Raw genomic sequence first — 21,889 nt, 5'->3', positions numbered from 1 at the left:
CCACCGCCCCACCTTCCACCCTGTCGGTTCGCGTTCTGGCCAAGCGCGCCGAGGCCGAGGGCATCTGCAGTCTCGAACTCGTCAGTGCCGACGGTCGCGAGCTGCCCGCCTTCTCGGCCGGCTCTCACATCGACCTGCACCTGCCCAATGACCTGGTGCGGCAGTACTCCCTGTGCAATCACCCTGAAGAGCGCCACCGCTATGTGGTCGCCGTGCTGCGCGATCCCGGCTCCCGTGGCGGGTCGGCCGCCGTGCACGAGCTGCTCCAGGAGGGCGACGTTCTGCCGATCAGCGCACCGCGCAACCACTTCCATCTCGTGCCCGCCCAACACACCATCCTGCTGGGCGGCGGCATCGGCGTCACACCGATCCTGTGCATGGCCGAGCGGCTTGCGCAGACCCACGCGCAGTTCGAGATGCACTACTGCACCCGCGAACCCTCGCGCACCGCCTTTCAGCAGCGCATCGCCACTTCTTCGTTCGCCAACCGCGTGAGCCACCACTTCGACAGCGGCGCGCCCGGGCAAAAGCTCGACGCCCGGGCTGCGCTGGGCCGCCCGGAGGCCGGCAAGCATGTGTTCGTCTGCGGCCCCAACGGCTTCATGGACTGGATCATCGGCACGGCCAGGGAGCTGGGCTGGGCGAACGACAACATTCACCGCGAGTACTTCGCCGCCGCGAATCTCGACACCACTTCCGACGGCAGTTTCCAGGTCAGGATTGCCAGCAACGGCGCGGTGTGGACCGTGCAGAAGAACGAGACCATCACCCAGGTGCTGGAGGCCCAGGGATTCAGCCTCCCCCTCTCTTGCGAACAGGGCGTGTGCGGCACCTGCCTGACCCGCGTTCTTGACGGTGACATCGACCACCGCGACATGTTCCTGACCGACGCCGAACGAGCCAGGAACGACCAGTTCACACCCTGCGTGTCGCGCGCCAAGGCCGGCTGCCAGACGCTGGTCCTGGATCTGTGAGGCCCTCTTCGCCTGGCCCTTTCCTCAAGTCAAAATTTGATCAATAATGATCTTGATCGAATTTGATTTATAAAAACACCCGCCGGAGACACGAGCCATGAATGCACCGATACAGACGCTGGTGGCCGACACCCGCGCTGCGTTGAACAGCGAGGGCGAGCTGATGGGCGACCCGTCCCCCTCCGCAACGCCGCGCTTCGAGCTGTTCAGCGCCGCCAGTTCGATCTGCTCGCAGAAGGTGCGCACGGTGTTGGCCCACCACCACCTGCCCTACCTGTCGCACATGATGAATCTGTTCGGCGGACAGACCTACCTGCCGGCCCATGTGCGGCTGCGCATGCTGGGCTGCGAGCAGACGGGCATGCAGCTGGTGGACCGCCACACCGGCAGCACCTCGGTGGCATCGGGTGGCGGCTGCGACGCGGCCGTTGTGCCCACGCTGGTGGACTGGAACGCCGGCACGGTGGTGGTCGACTCCAAGCGCATCTGCCGGCACCTCGACGACGCCGCTGTGGCCGATGGGGCCTGCAGCTTGCGTCCAGCCCACCTGGCAGCGGCGATTGACGCCGAACTGGAGATCATCGACAACTTGCCCAACTACCAGATGCTCAGCGGCAAGCCGCCCGGCGAAGACCTTCGCCCGGCCGGGCAGCGCGGCAAGAACGGCGTCGACTTCGCGATGGGCAAGGTGGAACGCTGCGAGCGCTACCTGGCGGAATACGCGAACGACGAGGTGCTGGTGCGCGGCTACACCGCCAAGCGCGCCAAGGAACTGAGTGCGGCGCAACAGCTGTTCACGGAGGAGCGCATGCGAGAGGCCTACGCCACGGCGGAGGCCGCCTGCGAGGCGCTGGAGCGCCAACTCAAGTCCGCCAAGTCCCGGTGGCTCCTGGACGACCGCCTGACGATGGCCGACCTCTACTGGGCCATCGAACTGCTGCGCATGGACAACATGGGCGCCGACACCTTCTGGAAGGACGGCAAGCGGCCGGCCGTGGCGGCCTACGCCGCCCGACTGCGGGAACTGCCGGCGGTGCAGGTGGCTGTCGTTCAATGGCCCGGCGCACTGTTCCATTGAAGAGAAACGCCCATGGTCACAATCCCCGCCCTTCAAGATCCCGCTGTGCCTCGCCCGCAGGCGGACAACAGCCTCCTATGGTCGGACGCGCGCCTGCTCGGCTTCGGACCGATGGACGCGACGCACGAAGAGTTCTACCAGGTCGCGTTCCGCTTGCTCACCTGCGACGCATCGAACGCACTGTCGGCCTTGCTGGATTTCGAGGAACATGCCCGCACGCACTTCGCCCAGGAGGAGGAATGGATGCGCAGCACCGCCTTCCCGCCTTCGGACTGCCATATCGACGAGCATGCCGCGGTGTTGAAATCCACCCGGGAGGTGCGCGCCATCCTGGAGGGCGCCGGCCCGCCCAACCTGGCGCTGGTGCACGATTTCGCGATGCACCTGTTCCAATGGTTTCCCGGCCATGCCGACTACCTGGACTCGGCGCTCGCTGCATGGATGTCCAAACGCACCTATGGCGGCAAGCCGGTGGTGTTGCGGCGCAAGATCTGACGTCTTGGGACGCCTTGATCAGCGAACCCCGCATCACACGCTCTCTCTCACTCCACCGTCACACTCTTGGCCAGGTTGCGCGGCTTGTCCACATCCGTGCCCTTGGCCAGTGCCGTGTGGTACGCCAGCATCTGCAGCGGCACCACGTGCAGCAAGGGGCTGAGCGCGCCGTAGTGCTCGGGCATGCGGATGACATGGATGCCCTCGCTGCTGGCGATGCGCGTGTCGGCATCGGCCAGCACATACAGCACGCCGCCGCGCGCGCGCACTTCCTGCATGTTGCTCTTGAGCTTTTCCAGCAGCGCGTTGTTGGGCGCCACCGTCACCACCGGCATCGCCGCCGTCACCAGCGCCAGCGGGCCGTGCTTGAGCTCGCCGGCCGGGTAGGCCTCGGCGTGGATGTAGCTGATCTCCTTGAGCTTGAGCGCACCTTCGAGCGCGATCGGGTAGTGCAGGCCCCGGCCCAGGAACAGCGCGTTGTCCATGCGCGCGAAGTCCTCGGCCCAGCTGATCACCTGCGGCTCCAGCGCCAGCACCGCCTGTAGGGCCACCGGCAGGTGGCGCATGGCTTTCAGGTGCTCGGCCTCGGCTTCTTCGCTCAGATGCCCGCGCGATTGCGCCAGCGCCAGCGTGAGCAGGAACAGGCCGGCGAGCTGCGTGGTGAAGGCCTTGGTGGATGCCACGCCGATCTCCACCCCCGCGCGGGTGATGTAGGCCAGTTCGCATTCGCGCACCATGGCCGAGGTGGCCACGTTGCACACCGTCAGCGTGTGCTTCATGCCCAGGCTTTGCGCGTGGCGCAACGCGGCCAGCGTGTCGGCGGTCTCGCCGCTTTGCGTGATGGTCACCACCAGGGTGCGCGGGTTGGGCACGCTGGTGCGGTAGCGGTACTCGCTCGCCACTTCCACCTGCGTCGGGATCTTTGCAATGTCCTCCAGCCAGTACTTGGCGGTGCAGCCGCTGTAGTAGCTGGTGCCGCAGGCCAGGATGAGCACGTTGTCGATTTCCTTGAACACGCTGTACGCGCCATCGCCGAACAGCTCGGGCGTGATGCCGCCCAGGCCTTCGAGCGTGTCGCCGATCGCGCGAGGCTGCTCGAAGATTTCCTTCTGCATGTAGTGGCGGTACGGGCCCAGCTCGGCTGCACCGCTGTGCGCCTGCACGGTCTTCACCGGGCGTTGCTCGGCGCTCAACGCGCGGCCGCTGGCGTCGAGCACCCAGTAGCGGCCCAGCTGCAGATCCACCAGGTCGCCCTCTTCCAGGTACACGATCTGGTCGGTCACGCCCGCCAGGGCCATGGCGTCGCTGGCGAGGAAGTGCTCGGCACCGCCCTGCCCCACCCCGAGCACCAGGGGTGACCCGGCGCGCGCGCCCACCACCCGGTGCGGCTCGTCCTTGTGGAACACGGCCAGTGCAAACGCACCGTGCAGTTGCGCCACCGCGCTTTGCAGGGCCGCGAACACGTCGCCCTCGTACAGCGAGTCGATCAGGTGGGCGATCACCTCGGTGTCGGTCTGGCTCTCGAACACATACCCCTTGGCCTGCAGGGCCGCACGCAGTTCGTCGTGGTTTTCAATGATGCCGTTGTGCACCAGGGCCACGCGGCCAGCCGCGCCGGCCGTCGCACCGGGGCCGTGGCTGAAGTGAGGGTGGGCGTTGTGCACCGCCGGAGCACCGTGGGTGGCCCAGCGGGTGTGGGCGATGCCGGTGCCGCTGGCGATGGCCTCCTGCTGCACCTGCTGCGCCAGTTCGGCCACGCGCGACGTGCTGCGCGCGCGCTGCAGGCCGCCGCTGTGCACGGCCACGCCGCAGGAGTCGTACCCCCGGTACTCCAGCCGCTGCAGACCCTGAACCAGCACGGGCACGATGTCACGCCCTGAAACCCCCGCCACGATGCCGCACATAACCGTACTCCTGAAAATGGATGCGTGATGCTAAACACGGCCAAGGGAAATTAATGATCAAATCAAGCCAATAGTTGGTCAATAATTTCTTGACACTATTAAAACCGTCAAATATTTCACCAAATCCGTTTTTATGGAACCGATCGACATCGACGAAGCCGACCTTCGCTTGCTGGAGCTGTTGCAGGCGGACGCCTCCCGCAGCAACCAGGCGCTGGCCGAACTGGCCCACCTCTCGCCCCCCACCAGCCTGCGGCGCGTCAAACGGCTGCGCCAGCTGGGGCTGATCGAGCGCGAGGTGGCACTGCTCAGCGCCGATCGGCTCGCACCGCTGCTGGGCCACGGCCTCACTGCGCTGGTGGAGATCACCCTGGAGCGGCAGGGCGCCGAGCATCTCGACGCCTTCGAGGCCCGGGTGCTGCCCACCCCCGAGGTGCAGCAGTGCTACCGCGTGAGCCCCGGCCCCGATTTCATGCTGGTGGTGCACTGCGTGGACATGCCGGCCTACCTGGCGCTGGCCCAGCAGCTGTTCACCAGCGACGCCAATGTGCGCAACATCAAGGCCTTCTTCAGCGTCAAGCGCGCCAAGTTCGACCCCCGGCTGCCGCTGAGCCGACCCCGCGCCGCCGGCGGCAACTGAATACCTTTGTGGTGCAGATGGGTCAGCGTATTGATGCAAACCGCACGGAAACGGACCTCGCGTCGCCCCCCGGCGGTTGACGCGCCTGACGACCTGACACACGCTCCTAAAATCGTCCCACCCGACGCGATCGGGTTCAAGGAGCTTGCATGGATGTTGTGACGATCGCTCTGCTCAGCGCCGCTGCCCTGGTGGGCTTGGCGCTGTGCGTCTGGGTGATCCGCCGCCTGCGGCGCCCGGAGTCGTCCGGGCGCGACGACCGGTATTCGCCCGAGCGCATCCTCACGGCCGAGCAGGCCCACATGCTGGACTACCTGCAGGACACCTTCCCCGGCCAGATCGTGTTGCCCAACATGATGCTCAAGGACATGCTGACGGTGCGCCGCGCCAACGACCGCAAGCGCGCCGAAGAGCGGCTGTACGAGCAGAAGGTGGACTTCGTGGTCTGCGGCCCCGACGGCCGCCCGAGCTTCGCCTTCGACGTGGAGCAGCACCACCTGAGCGACGCCAAGGCCAAGGCCCACAAGGTCAAGATCAAGAACCGGATCCTCAAGACAGCGGGCGTGCGTTTCGTGTTCCTCAAGAACGGCATCCACCGCATGCCCTCGCCGGCCGACTTCCGTGCCCAGCTCAACCTCGCCGAACTGCCCAAACCCCGCAGCCGCGAACAGCGGCGCGAGAGCGCGCTGCAGCAGCTCGAAAGCCAGTTCTCGGGCTTTGACCAGCACGGCAACACCGGCTTCCGCGAATCGGAAATCATGGGCATGAGCGGGCTGATGGACCTCAACCGCAACGGCCGTCGCGGCTTCGAGGAAGCCCGGCTCAACGGCAACAGCGGCTTTGACAGCCACGAACGCGTCGACAGCCGCTTCGACGGCAGCTCACAGGACGTGCGCGGCCGGTAGATAAGCACACCCCCGCCGCGCTGCGCGCGACCCCCTCAAGGGGGCGTGTCCTGCAGCCCGGCAAAGCCGGTTCTGCGGACACCCTGGACCAGGCTTCTGCGCCCCGGCTTCTCAGCTTTTCTTCTTGGTCGGGCGCTGCCAGCCGTCCAGCACCATCTGCTTGCCGCGCGCGACCGCGAGCGCCCCGGGCGGCGTGCTCTTGGTGAGGGTCGAGCCCCCGCCCACCGTGCCGCCCGCGCCGATCGTGATCGGCGCGACCAGCACGCAGTTGCTGCCCACGTGCACATCGGCCTCGATCACCGTGCGGTGCTTGTTGGCGCCGTCGTAGTTGGCGGTGATGCTGCCCGCGCCGTAGTTCACCCGTTCGCCCACGGTGGCGTCGCCCAGGTAGGCCAGGTGGTTGGCCTTGGCGCCGGCGGCCAGGGTGCTGTTCTTCACTTCCACGAAGTTGCCGATGTGCACCTCTTCGCCGAGTTGCGCGCCCGGGCGCAGGCGCGCGAACGGCCCCACCAGCGCACCGCGCCCCACCGACACGCCGAGCTTTTCCCCATCGATGTGGGTGAAGGCATGGATCACCGCACCGGCATCGATGGCGGCGTTGGCGATCACGCAGTTCGCGCCGATGCGCACCCCGTCGCCCAGTTTCACGCGGCCCTCGAACACGCAGTTGACGTCGATCTCCACGTCCTGCCCGCAGAGCAGCTCGCCGCGCACATCCAGCCGCGCCGGGTCCGCCAGGCGAACGCCTTGTTCCATCAGGGTCTCGGCCAGGCGGCGCTGGTAGGCGCGCTCCAGCTCGGCCAGCTGCACCGGGCTGTTCACGCCCGCCACCTGCACCGCGTCGCGGATGCGGTGCGCCACCACCGGCAGGCCGTCGGCCACGGCGAACTTCACCACGTCGGTCAGGTAGTACTCGCTCTGCGCGTTGCGGTTGTCCAGCCGCGCCAGCCAGCCGCGCAGCAGGCGCGTGGGCACGGCCATGATGCCGCTGTAGATCTCGGTGATGGCGCGCTGCGCCTCGCTCGCATCCTTGTGCTCCACGATGGCCTGCACCGACGCATCGCCCGAGCGCACGATGCGGCCGTAGCCGGTCGGGTCGGGCATGTCCAGGGTGAGCAGGGCCAGGCGCTCGCCGGCACAGAGGTCCAGCAGGGCCTGCAGCGTCTCGGGGCGGGTCAGGGGCACGTCGCCCGAGAGCACCAGGGTCACGCCGTCGTCGGGCAACACGGGCGCGGCCTGCTGCACCGCGTGGCCGGTGCCCAGCTGCGGCTCCTGGCGCACGAAGCGCAGCCTCGGGGCGGCGCTGTCGCCGGCGGCCACCGGGGTCGTCAGACCCGCCTCGACCTGCTCGGCGCCATGCCCGGTGATCACCACCACCGATCGAGCCGACAACCTCGCCGCGCAGTCGATCACATGCTGGGCCAGTGCACGCCCGCCCAAACGGTGCAACACTTTGGGCCGGAGGCTTTTCATCCGCGTGCCTTTGCCGGCCGCCATCACCACCACATCCACAGGGAACGACATGAACACCTCTTGCAGAGACGGGTTGCACGGCGTTCTTGCCGGCCCTTACCCGCCGGGCATTATCGCCCGCCGTGTGCTGCGGCTTGGCGCACTGGTGACGCTGGCCGCCGCCCTCGCGGCCTGCACCACCACGCGCTTCGCCTACAACCAGGCGCCCACCCTGAGCTACTGGTGGATCGACCGGCATGTGGACCTGACCGACGCGCAGACGGCGCAGACCCGCGAGGACCTCAAGGCCTTCTTCCAGTGGCACCGCCGCCAGGAGCTGCCCGCCTACGCCAGCCTGCTGCGCCAGTGGCAGGCGATGGCGGTGGACCAGGTCTCGCCGGCGCAGGCCTGCGCCCAGTTCGAGGACATCCGCCAGCGGCTGGAGCGCGCGGCGGCCGAAACCGTCGAGCCCTTCGCGCGCCTGGCCTTGCAACTCACTCCGGAGCAGTTGGAGAACCTGAAGAAGCGGCAAGCCGAAAGCAATGAAGACTTCGAGAAAGACTTCCTGCAGGGCAGCCCCGAACGGCGCCTGCGCAAGCGGCTGGACAAGGCCGTCGAGCGCAGCGAATCGTTCTACGGCGCGCTCACCCCGGCGCAGCGCGAACTGCTGCGCGGCTGGCTGCAGCAGTCGCCCTTCGACCCGCAACGCACCCAGGCCGAGCGCCTGCGCCGCCAGGCCGATCTGGTGCAGACGGTGCGCGATGCCCAGGCCAACCCGGCCAAGGCCGAACAGCTGGTGCGCGAGCACATCGCGCGCATCCGCCAGTCGCCGACGCCGGGCTACGACGCCTACAACCAGGAGCTGGTCCGCCAGGGCTGCGCCCAGTTCACCATGCTGCACAACAGCACCACGCCCGAGCAGCGCGCCAACGCCGCGCGCGTGCTCAAGGGCTACGAAGACGACCTGCGCACCCTGAGCGCGCAGCGCTGAAGCGCGCTACAGGGCCCAGCGCATCCAGGCCCACACCACAGCCAGCGTGAGCAGCGTCACCGGAATGCCGGTGATCGCATGGCGCTTCCAGTCGATCACGATGCCCTGCTGGCGCGCGAGGTCGGCCACGATCAGGTTGGCGATCGAACCCACCAGCAGCAGGTTGCCCGCGAAGGTCGTCACCAGCGCGAGCATCGCGCCCGCCTGCCCGCTGCTGCCGCCCAGGTGCGGCAGCAGCAGCATCACCGCTGGCACGTTCGACACCAGGTTGGAGAGCACCGCGCTCACCACCAGCAACGGCCCCGGCTCGGCCAGGTGCACGCCCTGCGTGCCCAGCCAGGCCACCGCCTGCGCGGCCAGGCCTGTGGTCTCGAACGCGTGGTTCACCACAAACAGCCCCATGAACAGCAGCAGCAGCGGCCAGTCGATCAGGCCCAGCACATGCGAGGAATGCAGCCGCCGGCTCAGCAGCAACAGCCCAGCCCCCACCAGCGCCGCCACGTCGCGCGGCCAGTCGGTGAACAGGAAGATCAGCATCAGCGCACCGGCCACCACCAGGCCTTTGGTGGTCTGCCAGGCATCGAAATCGGGCTCTTCCGGCGGCGCCTCGGCCACGGCCGCGAAGGGCTGGCCGGCGCTTTCAGCCGCGGACGCCGTGCGCGCCCCGGGCCCGAACGCCAGCCACAGCCACAGCAGCAGCAGGCTGATCAGCACCGGCGGCAGCGCCTGTCGCACATAGCCACCGAAAGGCAGTTGCAGCACCGAGCCGATCAGCATGTTCTGGGGGTTGCCGATCAGCGTGGCGGCCGAGCCGATGTTGGCCGCGCAGGCCAGACCGATCAGGAACGGCAGCGGGTTGATGCCGCGCTGCAGACACAGCCGCGCCACCACCGGCGTCATGGCCAGGCAGATGATGTCGTTGGAGAACACCGCCGAGAGCGCGCCCGAGACCACGATCAGCGCAGCCAGCAGGCCGTTGCGCGACAGCGGCAGTGCGCCCACCTGCCGCGTCACCGCGCCGTAGAAGCCACCCAGCCGCATCTGCGCCGACACCACCATGAACGCGAACAGCAGCACGATGGTGGGCAGGTCCACCGAGCGCGCCGCGTCCTCCACCGGCAGACCGCTCAGGCCGATGACCGCGATGGCCCCGAGCAGAGCCACGCCCGAGCGGTCCAGCTTCAGGCGCGGCAGGCCGCCCAGGAACATGCCCAGGTAGACGACGGCAAAGACCGCGACGATGCCCCAGTCGGTGGCGGTGTGGTGAAAAGCGGAAGTGGTGGGCATGCGCCACGGATCGTAGCGCGAGCGGGCCGGGGCTCAGGTGGCGCGTGGCACCAGGCGGATGGCGCCCGCGTAGCTGGCCGGGGCCACGCGCACGTACAGCACCGTCACGATCGCCACACAGGCCAGGTGCATCAGCCAGCCGGCCTGAAACCCACCCGTCGCATCGCGCAGCACGGCGACGATCCAGGGCGGGATCGCCGCGAGCAGGAAACCGCCGCCCTGCATCAGCGCCGACAGGGCGCCCGCCTGCGCAGGATCGGGCAGGTGCTCCAGCGCCACGATCAGGGACAGCGCGAAGCAGCCCCCCAGCCCCGCGCCCAGCAGCATCACCCCCGCCACGGGCGCCGCGTCGGGCCACAGCGCCAGCGCGGTGAAGCCGGTGGCCTGCAGGGCCAGCGTGAACCACAGCCAGGGCCGGCGGTCTTCGCGCCGGCCGGCCAGCATCGGCAGCAGCAAGGCCGCCGCCGCCTGGCACAGCGCCAGCACCGCCAGCAGGCTGCCGCTGGCGGCCGCGCTCCAGCCGTGCTCCTGGTAGAAAGGCGCGAGCCAGGCCACGACCGTGGAATAACCGCCGTTGACCAGCCCGAAGCAGAGCATCAGCAGCCAGACGCGCGGGCGCCGCAGGTAGGCCGCCACGGCCAGGGTCCCCTGGTGATCGACACCGTCGCGCGGCAGGCTGCGCGCCGCGAGCACCACGGCCAGCGTGGCCGGCAAAGCCATCCAGGCCAGGCCCCAGTGCCAGTCGCCGCCGGCCGCCGCCGCCAGCGGCGCGACCTGCGCACCCAGCGCGCCGCCGCCCATCAGCATCGCCGAATACAGGCCCATCACCACGCCGACATGGCGCGGGAACTGCCGCTTGACGATGCCGGGCAACAGCGCCTGCACCACCGCCGCACCCAGCCCCAGCAAGGCGGCGGTGCCCACCAGTTGCCAGCCGCTCTGGGTGAAGAGGCGAAGCGCGGAGCCCACGGCCAGCAGAACCAACGCGGCCACCACGGCGCGCCGGGCACCGAAGCGACCCTGCAGCCAGGGGCCCGCAAAGGCGAACACCCCCATCAGCAGCATCGGCACCAGCGTCAGCAGCGCCAGGCCTCTGAGGCCGAGACCGGTGTGCGGGCCGATGTCGGCCGCCAGCGGCCCGATGCCGGCCATGAACGGCCGCAGGTTGAGCGCGATCAAGGCCACTGCCAGGAGCAGCCAGCGGGCATTCACCGTCACGGGCCTAGGCCTTGCGGTTCTGAGCCTGCGCCCATTGCGCGTACAGCTCGGGGCGCGGCACCGGCAGGTGGCGAATGTCCATGGACTGCTCGGCGAAAGGTTGGGCGAGGTCCTCATAGACCGCCGCCGTGGACAGCCCGAACGGTGCGCCCTCCTCGTTGGAATAGGCATAGGCGACCCGGCCCACGCCGGCCAACCGCATCGCCGCCATGCACATCGGGCACGGATGGCCGCTGGCGTAGACCGAGCAGCCACTCAGGTCGGGCGAACCGAGCCGGCGGCTGGCAGCGCGAAGGGCCGACATCTCCGCATGCGCCGTCGGGTCTTGGGTGGCCAGGATCTCGTTCACGCCGGTGGCCAGCACCTCGCCGCCTCGCACCACCACCGCGCCGAACGGCCGTCCGCCCTGCTCAATGTTGGCGCGGGCCAGCTCGATGGCCTGCTGCAGGAAGCGTTCTTCGTCGTTCATCGCGGGGCCGCCTGCAACATCGCCTCGATCGCCTTCTGGCCCTTCGTGCGGGCATGCTGCAAAGGCGTCACCCCCTGGTTGTCGGCCAGCTGGGCGTTGGCGCCGGCCTTCAACAGCAGGCCGACGATCTGCTGGTAGCGCTCGCTGCCGTCGCCCAGGATGACCGCCTCCAGCAAGGCGGTCCAGCCCAGCCGGTTCACGTGGTCGACCGCCACGCCGGCCTCGATCAGCGTGCGCACCGTCTCCACATGGCCCCGCTCGGCCGCCGGTATGAGGGCCGTGCCGCCGTAGCGGTTGGTGCTCTTGAGGTCGGCGCCGTGGGACAGCGTCATTTTCAGGATGGCCAGATGGCCCCGTGCGCCCGCATACAGGTAGGGGCTGTCGCTGATGCCGTCCTTGGCGTTGACGTCGGCACCAGCCTCGATCAAGGCCCGGGCCGCCTCGACCTGGTTGGCGTGGGTCGCCACCAGCAGCGCCGTCGCGCCGCTGCCGTCGCGCGCATCGATCTTCGCGCCCCCGGCCAGCAGCTGGCGGATGCCGGCGGCATCGTTCCGGCTGGCAGCGGCGTGCAAGGGAAATGGCGTCGCGGGCTCGCTCCCCGACGAAGCGAACGGGAGCACGGCGAATGAGAAAAGCATGGAACGGCGAAGCATGGTGGCTCCACTGTAGGCAAGGCGATCAACATTTGGAAGTTAAATGTTAGGATGGATTTCATCCATTTTTCAAATGATCATGCTCGACCCCCGCCTGCTGCGCGCCTTCGCCGCCATCGTCGATGCGGGCAGCTTCACGCTCGCGGCTGACCGCCTGAGCATGACGCAGTCCACCATCAGCCAGCAGCTCGCCCGGCTCGAAGATGCCGTGGGGCAGGTCCTGGTCGATCGCACCGCGCGGCCCATCCAGCCCACGGCAGCCGGCGAGCGGCTGCTGGGCTACGCCCGCCGGATCCTCGCACTGCAACAGGAAGCCGCCTCGGCGCTCGGCGACCCGGCGGGCACCGTGTCCCTTCGCATCGGCGTGCCCGAAGACCTTGTGAGCGCCGCAATGGCGCGGGTGTTTGCCGATTTCGCGCGGCGCCACCGCGAGATCCATCTGGACGTGACGGCCGGCCTGAGCCGCGACCTGATCCGGCGCTACCGGGCCGGTGAGCTGGACACCGTCATCGCCAAGGAGCCCGCCGCCGGCCCCGATCACCGCGCGAGCTTTCCCGAACCCATGGCCTGGTTTGAGAGCGCCGACGCCCCGGCGGCCTGGCCCCACCCGTTGCCACTGGTGGCCTTTCCGCTGGGCGGCCTCTACCGAGAGGCCATGTTCGATCGCCTGGAGCAGGAGCAGCACCGCTGGTACCTCGCCTTCACCGGCAACAGCCTGCACAACGTGCTGGTGGCCGTGGAAGCCGGGCTCGGCCTGTCGCTCCTGCCCGTCAACGCCATGGCCGGCTACCGCGTGCGGCGCTGCGCGGCGTTCCAGGGCGAGCCGCCCATCGCCGTCTCCATCTATGCCCGGGAAGGCATGGGCCCGCTGTCCGAACTGGTCGACCAGATGGCCGCCGTGCTGGCGGCCCGGTGCGGGCAGCCTACTTAGAAAGAAGCGTTGCGGTCAGCCCTGCAGGGCTGCCCACATTTCCTTGTCGCGCTCGGCCGTCCAGATGCGCGGGTTCTTGATGCCCTTGGCCTCGTCGTAGGCGCGGCTCACGTCGAACGGCAGGCAGTGCTCGTAGATGAACACGTGGCCGAACACCGGGTCCATGCTCTTGCGGGTGTGGGCCATGGCGGTCTTGAGGTCCATGCCGGCGGCGGCGGCTTCCTTGCCGGCCTGGAACAGCGTGGTCACCCAGCGCTTCGTGTAGTCCAGCGCCTTGTCCACATCGGCGCGGCCCTTCATGGCCTCGCCGCGGCCGGGCACGATGGCCTCGGCCTTCAGCGCGCGCAGGGCTTCCAGCGTGGCGGGCCACTCTTCCAGTTGAGCGTCACCGGTGTACACGCCGGCCTCGTACTCCACCAGATCGCCGCTGAACAGCACCTTCTCTTCTTCCACCCAGGCGATGGTGTCGCCGCGCGTGTGGCCCTGGCCCGGGTGCCAGATCTCGACCTTCACGCCGCCCAGGTCCACCGTCAGCGAACCCTGGCGGCCCGGCCGGCCGTCGCCCACCACCAGCGTCGGCCAGGTCAGGCCCGGCACGCTCTCGGAACCGCGGAACAGGCGCGGGAACCGCTCCATCTCGCTCTGCATGTCCTCGGCGCCGCGCTCCACGATCAGCTCGTAGGTGCCCCGGCTGGCGATGACCTCGGTCGCGCCCTCGGCCACGTAGGCGCTCGCGCCCAGCACGCGCACCGCGTGGTAGTGCGTCAGCAGCACGTACTTGATGGGTTTATCGGAAACCGTGCGGATCTGCTTGATCAGGTCCTGCGCCATGGCCGGCGTGGCCGTGGCGTCGCTCACCATGATGAACTTCTCGCCAATGATCACGCCCGAGTTCGGGTCGCCTTCGGCGGTGTAGGCCCAGCAATGCGGGCTGAGTTGCTCGAAGGTGGTTTTCTTGTCGTCCAGGTCGGCCTGGGAGGCGAAGGCTTTGCTCATGGGGGGTCTCCTGTGGGGAAGCCGGAATTTTAACTAAACGAAATCAATTACGCATACGTAAATCACGATACCCCAGTGGGCCCGCCGGACAAACCGCGTTCCAGCATCTGCACCACCTCCTCGGCGAAGGCGCTGTAGCTCATCGGGCCGCCCGGGCGCAGCCAGGTGAAAGTCCAGTTGATCATGCCGAACAGCATCATGGTCAACGCGGTCTGGTTGGCCGGCGTCACGCGCTCGGGGTAGGCGCGCGTGATGAAGCGGGTGAACGCCGCCACCACGTCGCGCTGGCGGTTGACGATCAGCGTGCGCTGCACCGGGCCAAGGAACTTGGTGTCGGACACCAGGGCCACGTGGCGCGTGGCCGAGGTCTCGTACTCGGCCAGGAAAGCCCTCACCAGCTCGCTCAGGGCGTCGCGCTCGCTGAGGTTCTTGCGCTGCGCGCGGGCTTCGGCCTCGCCGATGAGCGCGAGCAGGCGCTGGGTGTAGCGGTCGAGCAGGTCGAACAGGATCGCCTCCTTGCTCTCGTAGTAGTGGTAGAGCCGCGCCTTGCTCGTGCCGCAGGCCGCGGCGATGTCGTTCATGCTCGCGGCGGGGAAACTCTGCGCGGCGAAGCAGCGCGCCGCGACGTTCAGGATTTCGTCGCGCTTGAGATCGTGGGAAGCGGATTTCGGTCGGGCCATCGGCGCATTCTGCCGGATGGACCTCTAAGATCAGGCCATGGTCAAGCCTGTCGATCCCTTTGCGCTGCACGCCTGCGAACTGCTCTCGGGCGTGGGGCCCTGCGTGCCCAAGCGCATGTTCGGCGGCTGGGGCATCTCCACCGACGGCATGAACATCGCGATCATTGCGTGGGACACGCTGTTCCTCAAGACCAACGCCGAAACCGAACCGCGCTGGCTGGCCGCCGGCGGCCGCCCTTTCGTGTACGAATTCAAGGGCAAGTCGGGACGGCTGCACTACCACACCCCCCCGGACGAGGCGCTGGAATCCCCTGCGCTCATGCTGCCCTGGGCCAGGCTCGCGCTGGAAGCGGCCGTGGCGGCGCGCAAGCCCCCCAGGCGGCCGCGCAAGTAGCCGCGGCGCCTGGAGGCCCCCCGAACTCAGGAGCGGTGAGACTCGCAGGTCGCCGGCACGGCGCGGCTGCGACCCGTCACCAGGTACCCGCCGTAGCCGAACAGGCCGCGCACCAGCCGGGCCAGCGCCCAACCGGCCTGGCTCATGGCCCGCGCGAGTTCGCGCGACGGCGCCACCACCTCACGGCCGAAGGGGTCGGGCGCGGCCACCGCCAGGGCCTGGGGCTCGGCGCACCAGTCGAAGCGCACCGGGCCGGCACTGGCCGGCTGCCAGGGCTCCATCACCAGCCGGGCGCCCGCCGGCACGATCAGGCTCTCGCCTGCGGCCAGCATCACGTCACCCGACTCGTTGCCCGCACCCAGGTGAGGCAGACCCAGCGTCACCCACGCCCGGCCCTGCGTGATCTGCAGGCGGCTCGGCACCTGCGGGCGCAGGGTCATCGCACGGCGCGCGTCGAGGCGCCAGCCGCGCATGGCAGCGGGGCAGGCAATCCGTTCGGACACAACAGCAATGGGGGCGAAGACGGTGTTCATGAGAGGCTCCTGGGGTAGGGACGATGGCTCATCCTGGGAATGAATGTTCGGGCCTGGAGCCCTCTGCGTCCAATGAATACGCAGTAAGCTATTGATTCGCTAACCGCATCAATGCCCGGAGCCCCCATGCAGCTCACCAGCAGCCACCCCCGCACCCGCCCGATCGCCGCCGGGCACCTGCGCGCCTTCGAGGCCGTGGCCCGCCACCTCAACTTCCGCGCCGCCGCCGAAGAGCTCTCGCTCACGCAAAGCGCGGTCAGCCGGCAGATCCAGTCGCTCGAAGACGAGGTCGGCACCGCCCTCTTCCTGCGCCACACACGCGCCGTCGAGCTCACCAGCGCGGGCTCGCAACTGCTGCGCGCCTCCAGCATGGCGCTGGAGCGCATCGACGCCGCCGTGCGCCAGATCCGCCAGAGCGCGGGCCGCAAGGGCGTGGCCATCACCACCTGGGCCTCATTCGCCTCCATGTGGCTGATCCCCAGGCTCGAAGCCTTCCAGCGCGACCACCCCGACATCGACATCCGCATCGACGCCACCGACGCCGCCGTCGACCTCGCCACCTCCGACGTGGACATCGCCCTGCGCTACGCCGTGCCCCAGGCCATGCCCGCCGACGCGCAACGCCTCTTTGGCGAACAGCTCACCCCGGTGGCCAGCCCCTGGCTGCTCAAGACGCACCCCATCCACAGCATCGACGACCTCTCGCGCTGCGCCCTCATCGAAGCCGGCGACGCCCACCGCACGCGCCACCTCGAATGGCTCACCTGGCAGCGCTGGCTCGACACCTTCGGCCACAAGCCCGCCGCCACACCGGGCAAGCGCCCCGGCCGCAACACGCCGGCCAAACTCACGCCGCAGCGCTGGATGTACTTCAACTACGCCAACCAGATCGTGCAGGCCGCGCTCACCGGCCAGGGCGTGGCGCTCGCGCGCCTGCCGCTGGTGGCCGAGAGCCTGGCCAGCGGCGCGCTGGTCGAGCCCTTGCCCCACACGCGGCTGGATTCGCCGCTCGTGTACTGGCTGATGGTCGCCCCGCGCAGCGCGCAGCGGCCCGAAGTCAAGGCCTTCTGCGAATGGCTGCTGCAGCAGGCCGCCGAAACGCGCGAAGCCATCGGTGACGTGCCCGACCCCGACACCGTCGACCAGATGGACTGACCCCAATGACCGCTTCCCAGCACCTCGCCGCCGGCAACCTGCGCAGCATCACTTTCATGCTCGTGGCCGTGGGCTTCTTCGCGTTCATGGACGCGGTGCTCAAGACCCTCTCAGCCACCTACCCGGTGCTGCAGATCGCCGCGCTGCGCGGCCTCACGGCGCTGCCGCTGGTGTTCCTCTACATCACCTGGCGCGGCGCCTGGCACACCGTGCTCAAGGTCCGCTGGCCGCTGCACCTGCTGCGCGGCGTGCTCGGCATCACCATGCTGGCGCTCTTCACCATCGGCGTGCGCGAGCTGCCGCTGTCGGCCGCGTACACGCTGTTCTTCATCTCACCCCTGCTCATCACCGCGCTCTCGGTGCCCGTGCTCAAGGAGCACGTACCCAAGGCCCACTGGTGGGCCATCGCCATCGGCTTCGTCGGCGTGCTCATCGCGCTGCGGCCCAGCGGCGACGACCTGCAGGCCGGCTTCGTCACCGTCGGCGGTCTCGCCACGCTGGGCGCGGCCCTGTGCTACGCCATCGCGGCCGTGACCGGGCGGCTGGCCACCCGCACCGACAGCAGCGAGAGCATGGTGCTATGGATGATGGTGTTCATGGCCATCGGCGCGGGCGCGCTCTCATGGGCCGACTGGGTGCCCATTCGCCGCAGCGACGCCCTGCTGCTCGTGGCCCTGGCCATCACCGGCTTCTGCGGCCAGCTCGCCATCACCGAGGCCTTCCGCCACGGCCAGGCCTCGGCCGTGGCGCCCTTCGAGTACAGCGCGCTGGCCTGGGGCCTGGGGCTGGACTGGCTGATCTGGCACACGCTGCCCAGCGCCCACACCTGGGTGGGCGCGGCCATCATCGTGGGCAGCGGGCTCTACCTCGTGCGGCGCGAGAAGCGCATCACCGACGTGCACGCCAACGCCGACCACCCCTAGCCGGCTAGCGCTCCGGCCACATCACACCCGTGTCGCTCAGGATCGCGTCCAGCGGCACGTCGTGGATCTCGGGCTTGAGGTACGGCAGCCAGCCGAAGTCGTAGCCCAACCCCACGGTGAAGGGCTTGGGCTTCAGGCTGGCCAGCGTGCGGTCGTAGAAGCCGCCGCCATAACCCAGCCGGAAACCGCCGGGCCCGTAGCCCACGCAGGGCACGAAGATCAGCGTGGGCTGGACGATCTCGGTGTCCTTCGGTTTCGGGATGCCGAAGGCATCTTCCTCCATCGGGCAGCCCGGGTACCAGGTGTAGAAGGTCAGCGTCTTGTCCACCTTGTTCACCACCGGCAGGCCGATGCGCCGGTGCTGCTGCTGCCCTTGCGCGTCCTCTTCCAGGCCGGCCTCCTGCCAGCGGAACAGCGCGGGCAGCGGATCGAACTCGCCCTTGATCGGCCAGTAGGCGCCGATGACGGCGTCGGGTCGGTGGATCAGCCAGACGCGCATGACCCGCTGCAGCAGGTCGTTGCGCCAGGCGCGATCGGCCAGGGACTGTCGTTTTTCAATCAGCGACTTGCGCCATTCGACCTTCAGCGCAGCCGCTGATCCATCGGCCTGCACAGTGTGCGGTTTGTGGGGGCTTTGACCGTCTTTGTTGTCCATAATCGACACATGAATCTGGTTGATGAGAAACAGGGCAGCGCGCGGCGAATCGGTCGACGCCTGCATGGGCTGGGTCTGCGGCTCATTATGGCGGCGCTTGTGACACCGGGCCTTGCGATGGCGCAAGCCACCGGCAGCGGCGCAGACGCCTCGCTGCTGGAGATGCGCTCGGCCTTCTCGCGCGGCAACAGTTTCCAGCTCAACAACCTGCTGCCCAATCTGCGCGGCCACGCGCTCGAACCGCTGGCGCAGTACTGGAACATCAAGTCGCGGCTGGACGTCGCCACCCCCACCGAAATCCGCGCCGCCATGGACCGCATGGCCGGCACCTACTGGGAAGACCGCCTGCGCAACGACTGGCTGCTGCAGCTGGGCAAGGCGCGCGACTGGGCCAACTTCGACGCCGAGCTGCCGCGCTATCGCATGAACGACGACCGCCAGGTGCGCTGCTACGCGCTGATGCGCGACGTCGCCGCCGGCCGCGCCACCGGCGAGGCCGTGGCCCCCGTGGTGCAGGCCAACTGGCACGCCCAGCGCGAGGCCGACGACGGCTGCGCCACCGCCGCCAAGTTCCTGCTCGACGCCGGGCACCTCAAGCCGCACGTGGTGTGGCAGCGCGCCCGGCTGGCCATGGACGCCAACCGCCCGCGCGTGGCCACCCAGGCCGTGGCCATGCTCGACCCCGAGCTCAGCGCCACCGTGGACAGCATCGCCAGCGACCCCGCCAAATACCTGGACGAAAAACTCACCGCCATCCGCCCGCGCACCAAGGAACTCGTGACGCTGGCCATCGTCCGCCTCGCCGCCAACGACCCCACCGCCGCCGCGCTGGAGATGGACCGCACGCGCTGGAAGGCCCAGCTCACCAAGGAAGAGCGCAGCTGGACCTGGGGCGTGATCGGCAAGCGCTCGGCGCAGAAACTGCAAAACGAAGCCCTGGGCTACTTCGCCAACGGCGAAGACCGCTACATGCACGACGAACACCTGGCCTGGAAAGCCCGCGCCGGCATGCGCGCCGGCTCGTGGAGCGCGGTGCACGACGCCGTGGCCGCCATGAGTGAAGCCCAGCAAAGCGACCCGGCCTGGGTCTACTGGGAAGCGCGCGCGGTGCAGGCCCTGAAGCTGCCCGACCCGGCCGCGGCCTCGGCCAAGGCGCGCGAGCTGTTCGAGAGCATCGCCTCCACCCGCGACTTCTACGAACAGCTGGCGATGGAGGAACTCGGCCGGCCCATCACCGTGCCCACCGCCCCCGCGCCGCTCACCGCCGAAGAAGTCGCCGCCGCGCAGAACAACCCCGGCCTACGCCGCGCGCTGATCGCCATCCGCCTGGGCCTGCGCAGCGAAGGCGTGCGCGAGTGGAACTACACCGTCGGCCTGCACACCCCCGGCGGCATGGGCGAGCGCGAGCTGCTCGCCGCCTCGGCCCTGGCCTGCCAGCACGAACTGTGGGACCGCTGCATCAACACCAGCCTGCGCACGCCCGAATCGATGGATCACGGGCAGCGCTTCCCCACGCCGCACCGCGCCCAGGTGGTCAGCCGCGCCACCGAAATCGGCCTGGACCCGGCCTACGTGTACGGCCTGATCCGCCAGGAAAGCCGCTTCATCACCGACGCCCGCTCCGGTGTGGGCGCCTCCGGCCTGATGCAGGTCATGCCCGCCACCGCGCGCTGGACCGCCAACAAGATCGGCCTGACCAACTTCAAGCCCGCCCAGATCACCGAGCGCGACACCAACATCCAGATCGGCACGGCCTACCTCAAGTTCGCGCTCGACGACTTCCAGGGCTCGCTGCCACTGGCCGCCGCGGCCTACAACGCCGGCCCCGGCCGCTCGCGCCAGTGGCGCAACGGGCCCGTGCTGCCCGGCGAAGTCTGGACCGAGAACATCCCGTTCGAGGAAACGCGCGACTACGTCAAGCGCGTGCTCGCCAACACCACCAACTACGCCGCGCTCATCACCGGCCAGCCCCAGTCGCTGCGCGCCCGCCTGGGCACCGTGGGGCCGCGCCCGGTCAGCGCGCCCACCGTCAACCCCGACCTGCCCTGAGCCTCACATGAAGAACGTCCTTGTCCTCGGCGGCACGGGATTCATCGGCCGCCACGTCTGCGAAAAACTCCACCGCCAGGGCTGGCGCGTCACCGTGCCCACCCGCCGCGCCCTGAATGCCGCGCCGGTGCAGCACCTGCCCCGGGTGACGGTGCTCGAAGCCGACGTGCACGACCCTGGGCAACTGCTCAGCCTGCTCGACGGGCACGACGCGGTCGTCAACCTCGTGGCCATCCTGCACGGCAGTGAAGACGACTTCGAGCGCGTGCACGTGGAGCTGCCGCTCTCCCTGGCCGAGGCGAGCGCGGCCGATGGCATCCGCCGCGTGGTCCACATCAGCGCCCTCGGCGTGAGCCTGGACGGCCCCTCGCGCTACCAGCGCAGCAAGGCGCGCGGCGAAGAAGTGCTGCGCGGCTCGGGCCTGGACCTCACCATCCTGCGGCCCAGCGTCGTCTTCGGCGAAGGCGACCGCTTCCTCAACCTGTTCGCGCGCCTGCAGGCCGTGCTGCCCGTTGTGCCTCTGGCGGGTGCGAGCGCACGCTTTCAACCCGTGTGGGTCGAAGACGTGGCCCAGGCCGTGGTGACCTGCCTGCGCGACCACACCCAGCCCCTGGGCAGCGCGGAACAGACGTTCGAGTGCGTCGGACCCGACGTGTTCACGCTCGCCGAACTGGTGCGCATCGCCGGGCGCCACGGCAGCCGCCAGCGCCCCGTGCTGCCCTTGCCCGCCGCGCTGGCCCGGCTGCAGGCCCGGGTGATGGAGGCCCTTCCCGGGGAGCCCGTGATGAGCCGCGACAACCTCGACGCCATGTCCGTGGACAACATCGCCTCCGGCCAGTGGCCCGACCTCACCGCGCTGGGCATCCGGCCCGCCACCGTGCACAGCGTGGCGCCCACCTACCTCGGCCAGCGCGGCGCGCGCAGCCAGCTGTTGGATTACCGGCACGACGCCGTCCGTTGAGCCGAAACTTCGGGCGGTTTCGGGGTTGGGGGTATTTTTTTGGCACACTTCGCGTGGCGCCAAAAATGAATACCTTTAACCGACAGGAGATCCCATGGCCGCACCCGAGTCCAAAAGCCCGAACCGCCGCCCGCCCGATCCCGCGGAGGCCGCCGCCTCCCGCCCCGACAACCAGCGCGACGTGGTCAACCGGCTCAAGCGGATCGAAGGCCAGGTGCGTGGCCTGATCGAAATGGTCGAGAAGGGCCGGGGCTGCGAAGAAGTGGCCCAGCAGATGGCCGCCGTGCGCAAGGCCATGGACAAAGCCTTCTACCGCATGATGGCCTGCTCGGTCATGGAAGCGGTGTCGGCGTCGGACTCCGAAGTCGCCGCTTTCCTGCAAGTCGAGCGCTCGACGCGGATTCTCGAAAAATACGCCTAAAGCATTCACCCGATCGACCGGCGGCGAACGCGCATCGCCCCGCTTGGCCACCCTCTCCCTGCGCGCGAGCGGCATCGGCTTCCCCGCCGTTCCCTGAACTCAAAGTGCCTTTGGCCCCACTGCTC

23 protein-coding genes are annotated in these 21,889 nt (G+C 69.0%); 13 read left to right on the top strand and 10 right to left on the bottom strand.

Features of this window, described 5'->3' with window-relative positions; translation table 11 throughout:
• The first annotated feature begins 20 nt into the window (after nucleotides 1-20).
• The 3 genes from AC07ZS_RS06765 to AC07ZS_RS06755 all read left to right on the top strand — a co-directional run bounded on the left by AC07ZS_RS06765 (nucleotide 21) and on the right by AC07ZS_RS06755 (nucleotide 2,547).
• Nucleotides 21-974 carry a PDR/VanB family oxidoreductase gene (locus tag AC07ZS_RS06765; RefSeq protein WP_494797819.1) on the top strand — a complete coding sequence of 318 codons (954 nt, stop codon included), beginning with the start codon at nucleotides 21-23 and terminating at the stop codon, nucleotides 972-974.
• 97 nt (nucleotides 975-1,071) lie between these two features.
• Nucleotides 1,072-2,052 carry a glutathione S-transferase family protein gene (locus tag AC07ZS_RS06760; RefSeq protein ID WP_494797817.1) on the top strand — a complete coding sequence of 327 codons (981 nt, stop codon included), beginning with the start codon at nucleotides 1,072-1,074 and terminating at the stop codon, nucleotides 2,050-2,052.
• A gap of 12 nt (nucleotides 2,053-2,064) precedes the next feature.
• Nucleotides 2,065-2,547, top strand: coding sequence for a bacteriohemerythrin (locus AC07ZS_RS06755; RefSeq protein WP_494797816.1), 483 nt, complete (start codon nucleotides 2,065-2,067; stop codon nucleotides 2,545-2,547).
• Between the two features lie 47 nt (nucleotides 2,548-2,594).
• On the opposite strand, the gene glmS is transcribed toward AC07ZS_RS06755, so the two are convergent.
• Nucleotides 2,595-4,451: a glutamine--fructose-6-phosphate transaminase (isomerizing) gene (glmS, locus tag AC07ZS_RS06750; protein WP_494797815.1), complete on the bottom strand. Its 1,857-nt coding sequence runs from the start codon at nucleotides 4,449-4,451 to the stop codon at nucleotides 2,595-2,597.
• Between the two features lie 133 nt (nucleotides 4,452-4,584).
• Between glmS and AC07ZS_RS06745 the strand changes: the two genes are divergently transcribed.
• Both AC07ZS_RS06745 and AC07ZS_RS06740 read left to right on the top strand, forming a co-directional pair.
• Entirely contained in the window at nucleotides 4,585-5,091 is a 507-nt protein-coding gene (locus AC07ZS_RS06745; RefSeq protein WP_494797814.1) for an Lrp/AsnC family transcriptional regulator, read from the top strand.
• Nucleotides 5,092-5,240: 149 nt separating this feature from the next.
• Nucleotides 5,241-5,996, top strand: coding sequence for a DUF2726 domain-containing protein (locus AC07ZS_RS06740; RefSeq protein WP_494797813.1), 756 nt, complete (start codon nucleotides 5,241-5,243; stop codon nucleotides 5,994-5,996).
• Between the two features lie 111 nt (nucleotides 5,997-6,107).
• Here the strand turns inward: AC07ZS_RS06740 and glmU are convergent, their stop codons facing one another.
• On the bottom strand, nucleotides 6,108-7,520 hold the full coding sequence (glmU, locus tag AC07ZS_RS06735) for a bifunctional UDP-N-acetylglucosamine diphosphorylase/glucosamine-1-phosphate N-acetyltransferase GlmU (RefSeq protein ID WP_494797812.1): 1,413 nt from the start codon (nucleotides 7,518-7,520) through the stop codon (nucleotides 6,108-6,110).
• Between glmU and AC07ZS_RS06730 the strand changes: the two genes are divergently transcribed.
• Entirely contained in the window at nucleotides 7,519-8,439 is a 921-nt protein-coding gene (locus AC07ZS_RS06730) for a DUF6279 family lipoprotein (RefSeq protein WP_494797811.1), read from the top strand. The two genes, glmU and AC07ZS_RS06730, sit on opposite strands and share 2 nt — an antisense overlap.
• Before the next feature lie 6 nt (nucleotides 8,440-8,445).
• Here the strand turns inward: AC07ZS_RS06730 and AC07ZS_RS06725 are convergent, their stop codons facing one another.
• The 4 genes from AC07ZS_RS06725 to AC07ZS_RS06710 are packed head-to-tail and all read right to left on the bottom strand — an operon-like array spanning nucleotide 8,446 to nucleotide 12,051.
• Nucleotides 8,446-9,726: an anion transporter gene (locus tag AC07ZS_RS06725; protein WP_494797810.1), complete on the bottom strand. Its 1,281-nt coding sequence runs from the start codon at nucleotides 9,724-9,726 to the stop codon at nucleotides 8,446-8,448.
• Nucleotides 9,727-9,759: 33 nt separating this feature from the next.
• Complete coding sequence (locus AC07ZS_RS06720; protein WP_494797809.1) at nucleotides 9,760-10,944, bottom strand: cyanate transporter; 1,185 nt, start codon at nucleotides 10,942-10,944, stop codon at nucleotides 9,760-9,762.
• A gap of 4 nt (nucleotides 10,945-10,948) precedes the next feature.
• On the bottom strand, nucleotides 10,949-11,413 hold the full coding sequence (locus AC07ZS_RS06715; RefSeq protein WP_494797808.1) for a nucleoside deaminase: 465 nt from the start codon (nucleotides 11,411-11,413) through the stop codon (nucleotides 10,949-10,951).
• A complete protein-coding gene (locus AC07ZS_RS06710) occupies nucleotides 11,410-12,051 on the bottom strand; it encodes an ankyrin repeat domain-containing protein (protein ID WP_494797807.1) in 642 nt (213 codons plus the stop codon). The genes AC07ZS_RS06715 and AC07ZS_RS06710 overlap by 4 nt, the downstream gene beginning before the upstream one ends.
• Before the next feature lie 88 nt (nucleotides 12,052-12,139).
• Here AC07ZS_RS06710 and AC07ZS_RS06705 point away from each other — a divergent pair, with 88 nt between their 5' ends.
• Nucleotides 12,140-12,997, top strand: coding sequence for a LysR family transcriptional regulator (locus AC07ZS_RS06705; protein WP_494797806.1), 858 nt, complete (start codon nucleotides 12,140-12,142; stop codon nucleotides 12,995-12,997).
• 15 nt (nucleotides 12,998-13,012) lie between these two features.
• Here AC07ZS_RS06705 and AC07ZS_RS06700 read toward each other — a convergent pair whose 3' ends face one another.
• Complete coding sequence (locus tag AC07ZS_RS06700) at nucleotides 13,013-13,993, bottom strand: MBL fold metallo-hydrolase (protein ID WP_494797805.1); 981 nt, start codon at nucleotides 13,991-13,993, stop codon at nucleotides 13,013-13,015.
• 62 nt (nucleotides 13,994-14,055) lie between these two features.
• Entirely contained in the window at nucleotides 14,056-14,673 is a 618-nt protein-coding gene (locus AC07ZS_RS06695) for a TetR/AcrR family transcriptional regulator (RefSeq protein ID WP_494797804.1), read from the bottom strand.
• Between the two features lie 37 nt (nucleotides 14,674-14,710).
• On the opposite strand from AC07ZS_RS06695, the gene AC07ZS_RS06690 reads away from it, so the two are divergent.
• Nucleotides 14,711-15,067: a TfoX/Sxy family protein gene (locus tag AC07ZS_RS06690; RefSeq protein WP_494797803.1), complete on the top strand. Its 357-nt coding sequence runs from the start codon at nucleotides 14,711-14,713 to the stop codon at nucleotides 15,065-15,067.
• Between the two features lie 26 nt (nucleotides 15,068-15,093).
• On the opposite strand, the gene AC07ZS_RS06685 is transcribed toward AC07ZS_RS06690, so the two are convergent.
• A complete protein-coding gene (locus tag AC07ZS_RS06685; protein ID WP_494797802.1) occupies nucleotides 15,094-15,600 on the bottom strand; it encodes a DUF2917 domain-containing protein in 507 nt (168 codons plus the stop codon).
• Between the two features lie 126 nt (nucleotides 15,601-15,726).
• On the opposite strand from AC07ZS_RS06685, the gene AC07ZS_RS06680 reads away from it, so the two are divergent.
• Together AC07ZS_RS06680 and AC07ZS_RS06675 are read left to right on the top strand one after the other, a co-directional pair.
• Entirely contained in the window at nucleotides 15,727-16,755 is a 1,029-nt protein-coding gene (locus AC07ZS_RS06680; RefSeq protein ID WP_494797801.1) for a LysR substrate-binding domain-containing protein, read from the top strand.
• A gap of 5 nt (nucleotides 16,756-16,760) precedes the next feature.
• The gene (locus AC07ZS_RS06675) at nucleotides 16,761-17,678 is read left to right on the top strand and encodes a DMT family transporter (RefSeq protein WP_494797800.1); all 918 of its coding nucleotides are present in this window, start codon (nucleotides 16,761-16,763) and stop codon (nucleotides 17,676-17,678) included.
• Between the two features lie 4 nt (nucleotides 17,679-17,682).
• Here the strand turns inward: AC07ZS_RS06675 and AC07ZS_RS06670 are convergent, their stop codons facing one another.
• Nucleotides 17,683-18,333: a 5-formyltetrahydrofolate cyclo-ligase gene (locus AC07ZS_RS06670; RefSeq protein ID WP_494797799.1), complete on the bottom strand. Its 651-nt coding sequence runs from the start codon at nucleotides 18,331-18,333 to the stop codon at nucleotides 17,683-17,685.
• A gap of 117 nt (nucleotides 18,334-18,450) precedes the next feature.
• Between AC07ZS_RS06670 and AC07ZS_RS06665 the strand changes: the two genes are divergently transcribed.
• The 3 genes from AC07ZS_RS06665 (at nucleotide 18,451) to AC07ZS_RS06655 (ending at nucleotide 21,764) form a co-directional block, all read left to right on the top strand.
• Nucleotides 18,451-20,382: a lytic transglycosylase domain-containing protein gene (locus tag AC07ZS_RS06665; RefSeq protein WP_494797798.1), complete on the top strand. Its 1,932-nt coding sequence runs from the start codon at nucleotides 18,451-18,453 to the stop codon at nucleotides 20,380-20,382.
• 7 nt (nucleotides 20,383-20,389) lie between these two features.
• The gene (locus AC07ZS_RS06660; RefSeq protein ID WP_494797797.1) at nucleotides 20,390-21,343 is read left to right on the top strand and encodes a complex I NDUFA9 subunit family protein; all 954 of its coding nucleotides are present in this window, start codon (nucleotides 20,390-20,392) and stop codon (nucleotides 21,341-21,343) included.
• A 94-nt stretch (nucleotides 21,344-21,437) separates the two neighbouring features.
• Nucleotides 21,438-21,764 (top strand): metal-sensitive transcriptional regulator, encoded by a 327-nt coding sequence (locus tag AC07ZS_RS06655; RefSeq protein ID WP_494797796.1) that lies wholly within the window; start codon nucleotides 21,438-21,440, stop codon nucleotides 21,762-21,764.
• Nucleotides 21,765-21,889: the final 125 nt, after the last annotated feature.

The organism is Hydrogenophaga sp. GW456-12-10-14-TSB4 (genome assembly GCF_059424305.1).
This window is presented reverse-complemented; position numbering and strand designations above follow the sequence as displayed.

What these genes read in the sequence shown, in the direction of transcription:
- AC07ZS_RS06690 (WP_494797803.1), top strand. Translation starts at nt 14,711, where the DNA reads ATGGTCAAGCCTGTCGATCCCTTTGCGCTGCACGCCTGCGAACTGCTC.
- AC07ZS_RS06755 (WP_494797816.1), top strand. Translation starts at nt 2,065, where the DNA reads ATGGTCACAATCCCCGCCCTTCAAGATCCCGCTGTGCCTCGCCCGCAG.
- glmS (WP_494797815.1), bottom strand. Translation starts at nt 4,451, where the DNA reads ATGTGCGGCATCGTGGCGGGGGTTTCAGGGCGTGACATCGTGCCCGTG.
- AC07ZS_RS06705 (WP_494797806.1), top strand. Translation starts at nt 12,140, where the DNA reads ATGATCATGCTCGACCCCCGCCTGCTGCGCGCCTTCGCCGCCATCGTC.
- AC07ZS_RS06715 (WP_494797808.1), bottom strand. Translation starts at nt 11,413, where the DNA reads ATGAACGACGAAGAACGCTTCCTGCAGCAGGCCATCGAGCTGGCCCGC.
- AC07ZS_RS06730 (WP_494797811.1), top strand. Translation starts at nt 7,519, where the DNA reads ATGAACACCTCTTGCAGAGACGGGTTGCACGGCGTTCTTGCCGGCCCT.
- AC07ZS_RS06760 (WP_494797817.1), top strand. Translation starts at nt 1,072, where the DNA reads ATGAATGCACCGATACAGACGCTGGTGGCCGACACCCGCGCTGCGTTG.
- glmU (WP_494797812.1), bottom strand. Translation starts at nt 7,520, where the DNA reads ATGTCGTTCCCTGTGGATGTGGTGGTGATGGCGGCCGGCAAAGGCACG.
- AC07ZS_RS06660 (WP_494797797.1), top strand. Translation starts at nt 20,390, where the DNA reads ATGAAGAACGTCCTTGTCCTCGGCGGCACGGGATTCATCGGCCGCCAC.
- AC07ZS_RS06700 (WP_494797805.1), bottom strand. Translation starts at nt 13,993, where the DNA reads ATGAGCAAAGCCTTCGCCTCCCAGGCCGACCTGGACGACAAGAAAACC.
- AC07ZS_RS06710 (WP_494797807.1), bottom strand. Translation starts at nt 12,051, where the DNA reads ATGCTTTTCTCATTCGCCGTGCTCCCGTTCGCTTCGTCGGGGAGCGAG.
- AC07ZS_RS06685 (WP_494797802.1), bottom strand. Translation starts at nt 15,600, where the DNA reads ATGAACACCGTCTTCGCCCCCATTGCTGTTGTGTCCGAACGGATTGCC.
- AC07ZS_RS06740 (WP_494797813.1), top strand. Translation starts at nt 5,241, where the DNA reads ATGGATGTTGTGACGATCGCTCTGCTCAGCGCCGCTGCCCTGGTGGGC.
- AC07ZS_RS06745 (WP_494797814.1), top strand. Translation starts at nt 4,585, where the DNA reads ATGGAACCGATCGACATCGACGAAGCCGACCTTCGCTTGCTGGAGCTG.
- AC07ZS_RS06655 (WP_494797796.1), top strand. Translation starts at nt 21,438, where the DNA reads ATGGCCGCACCCGAGTCCAAAAGCCCGAACCGCCGCCCGCCCGATCCC.
- AC07ZS_RS06670 (WP_494797799.1), bottom strand. Translation starts at nt 18,333, where the DNA reads ATGGACAACAAAGACGGTCAAAGCCCCCACAAACCGCACACTGTGCAG.
- AC07ZS_RS06695 (WP_494797804.1), bottom strand. Translation starts at nt 14,673, where the DNA reads ATGGCCCGACCGAAATCCGCTTCCCACGATCTCAAGCGCGACGAAATC.
- AC07ZS_RS06665 (WP_494797798.1), top strand. Translation starts at nt 18,451, where the DNA reads ATGGCGCAAGCCACCGGCAGCGGCGCAGACGCCTCGCTGCTGGAGATG.
- AC07ZS_RS06675 (WP_494797800.1), top strand. Translation starts at nt 16,761, where the DNA reads ATGACCGCTTCCCAGCACCTCGCCGCCGGCAACCTGCGCAGCATCACT.
- AC07ZS_RS06680 (WP_494797801.1), top strand. Translation starts at nt 15,727, where the DNA reads ATGCAGCTCACCAGCAGCCACCCCCGCACCCGCCCGATCGCCGCCGGG.
- AC07ZS_RS06725 (WP_494797810.1), bottom strand. Translation starts at nt 9,726, where the DNA reads ATGCCCACCACTTCCGCTTTTCACCACACCGCCACCGACTGGGGCATC.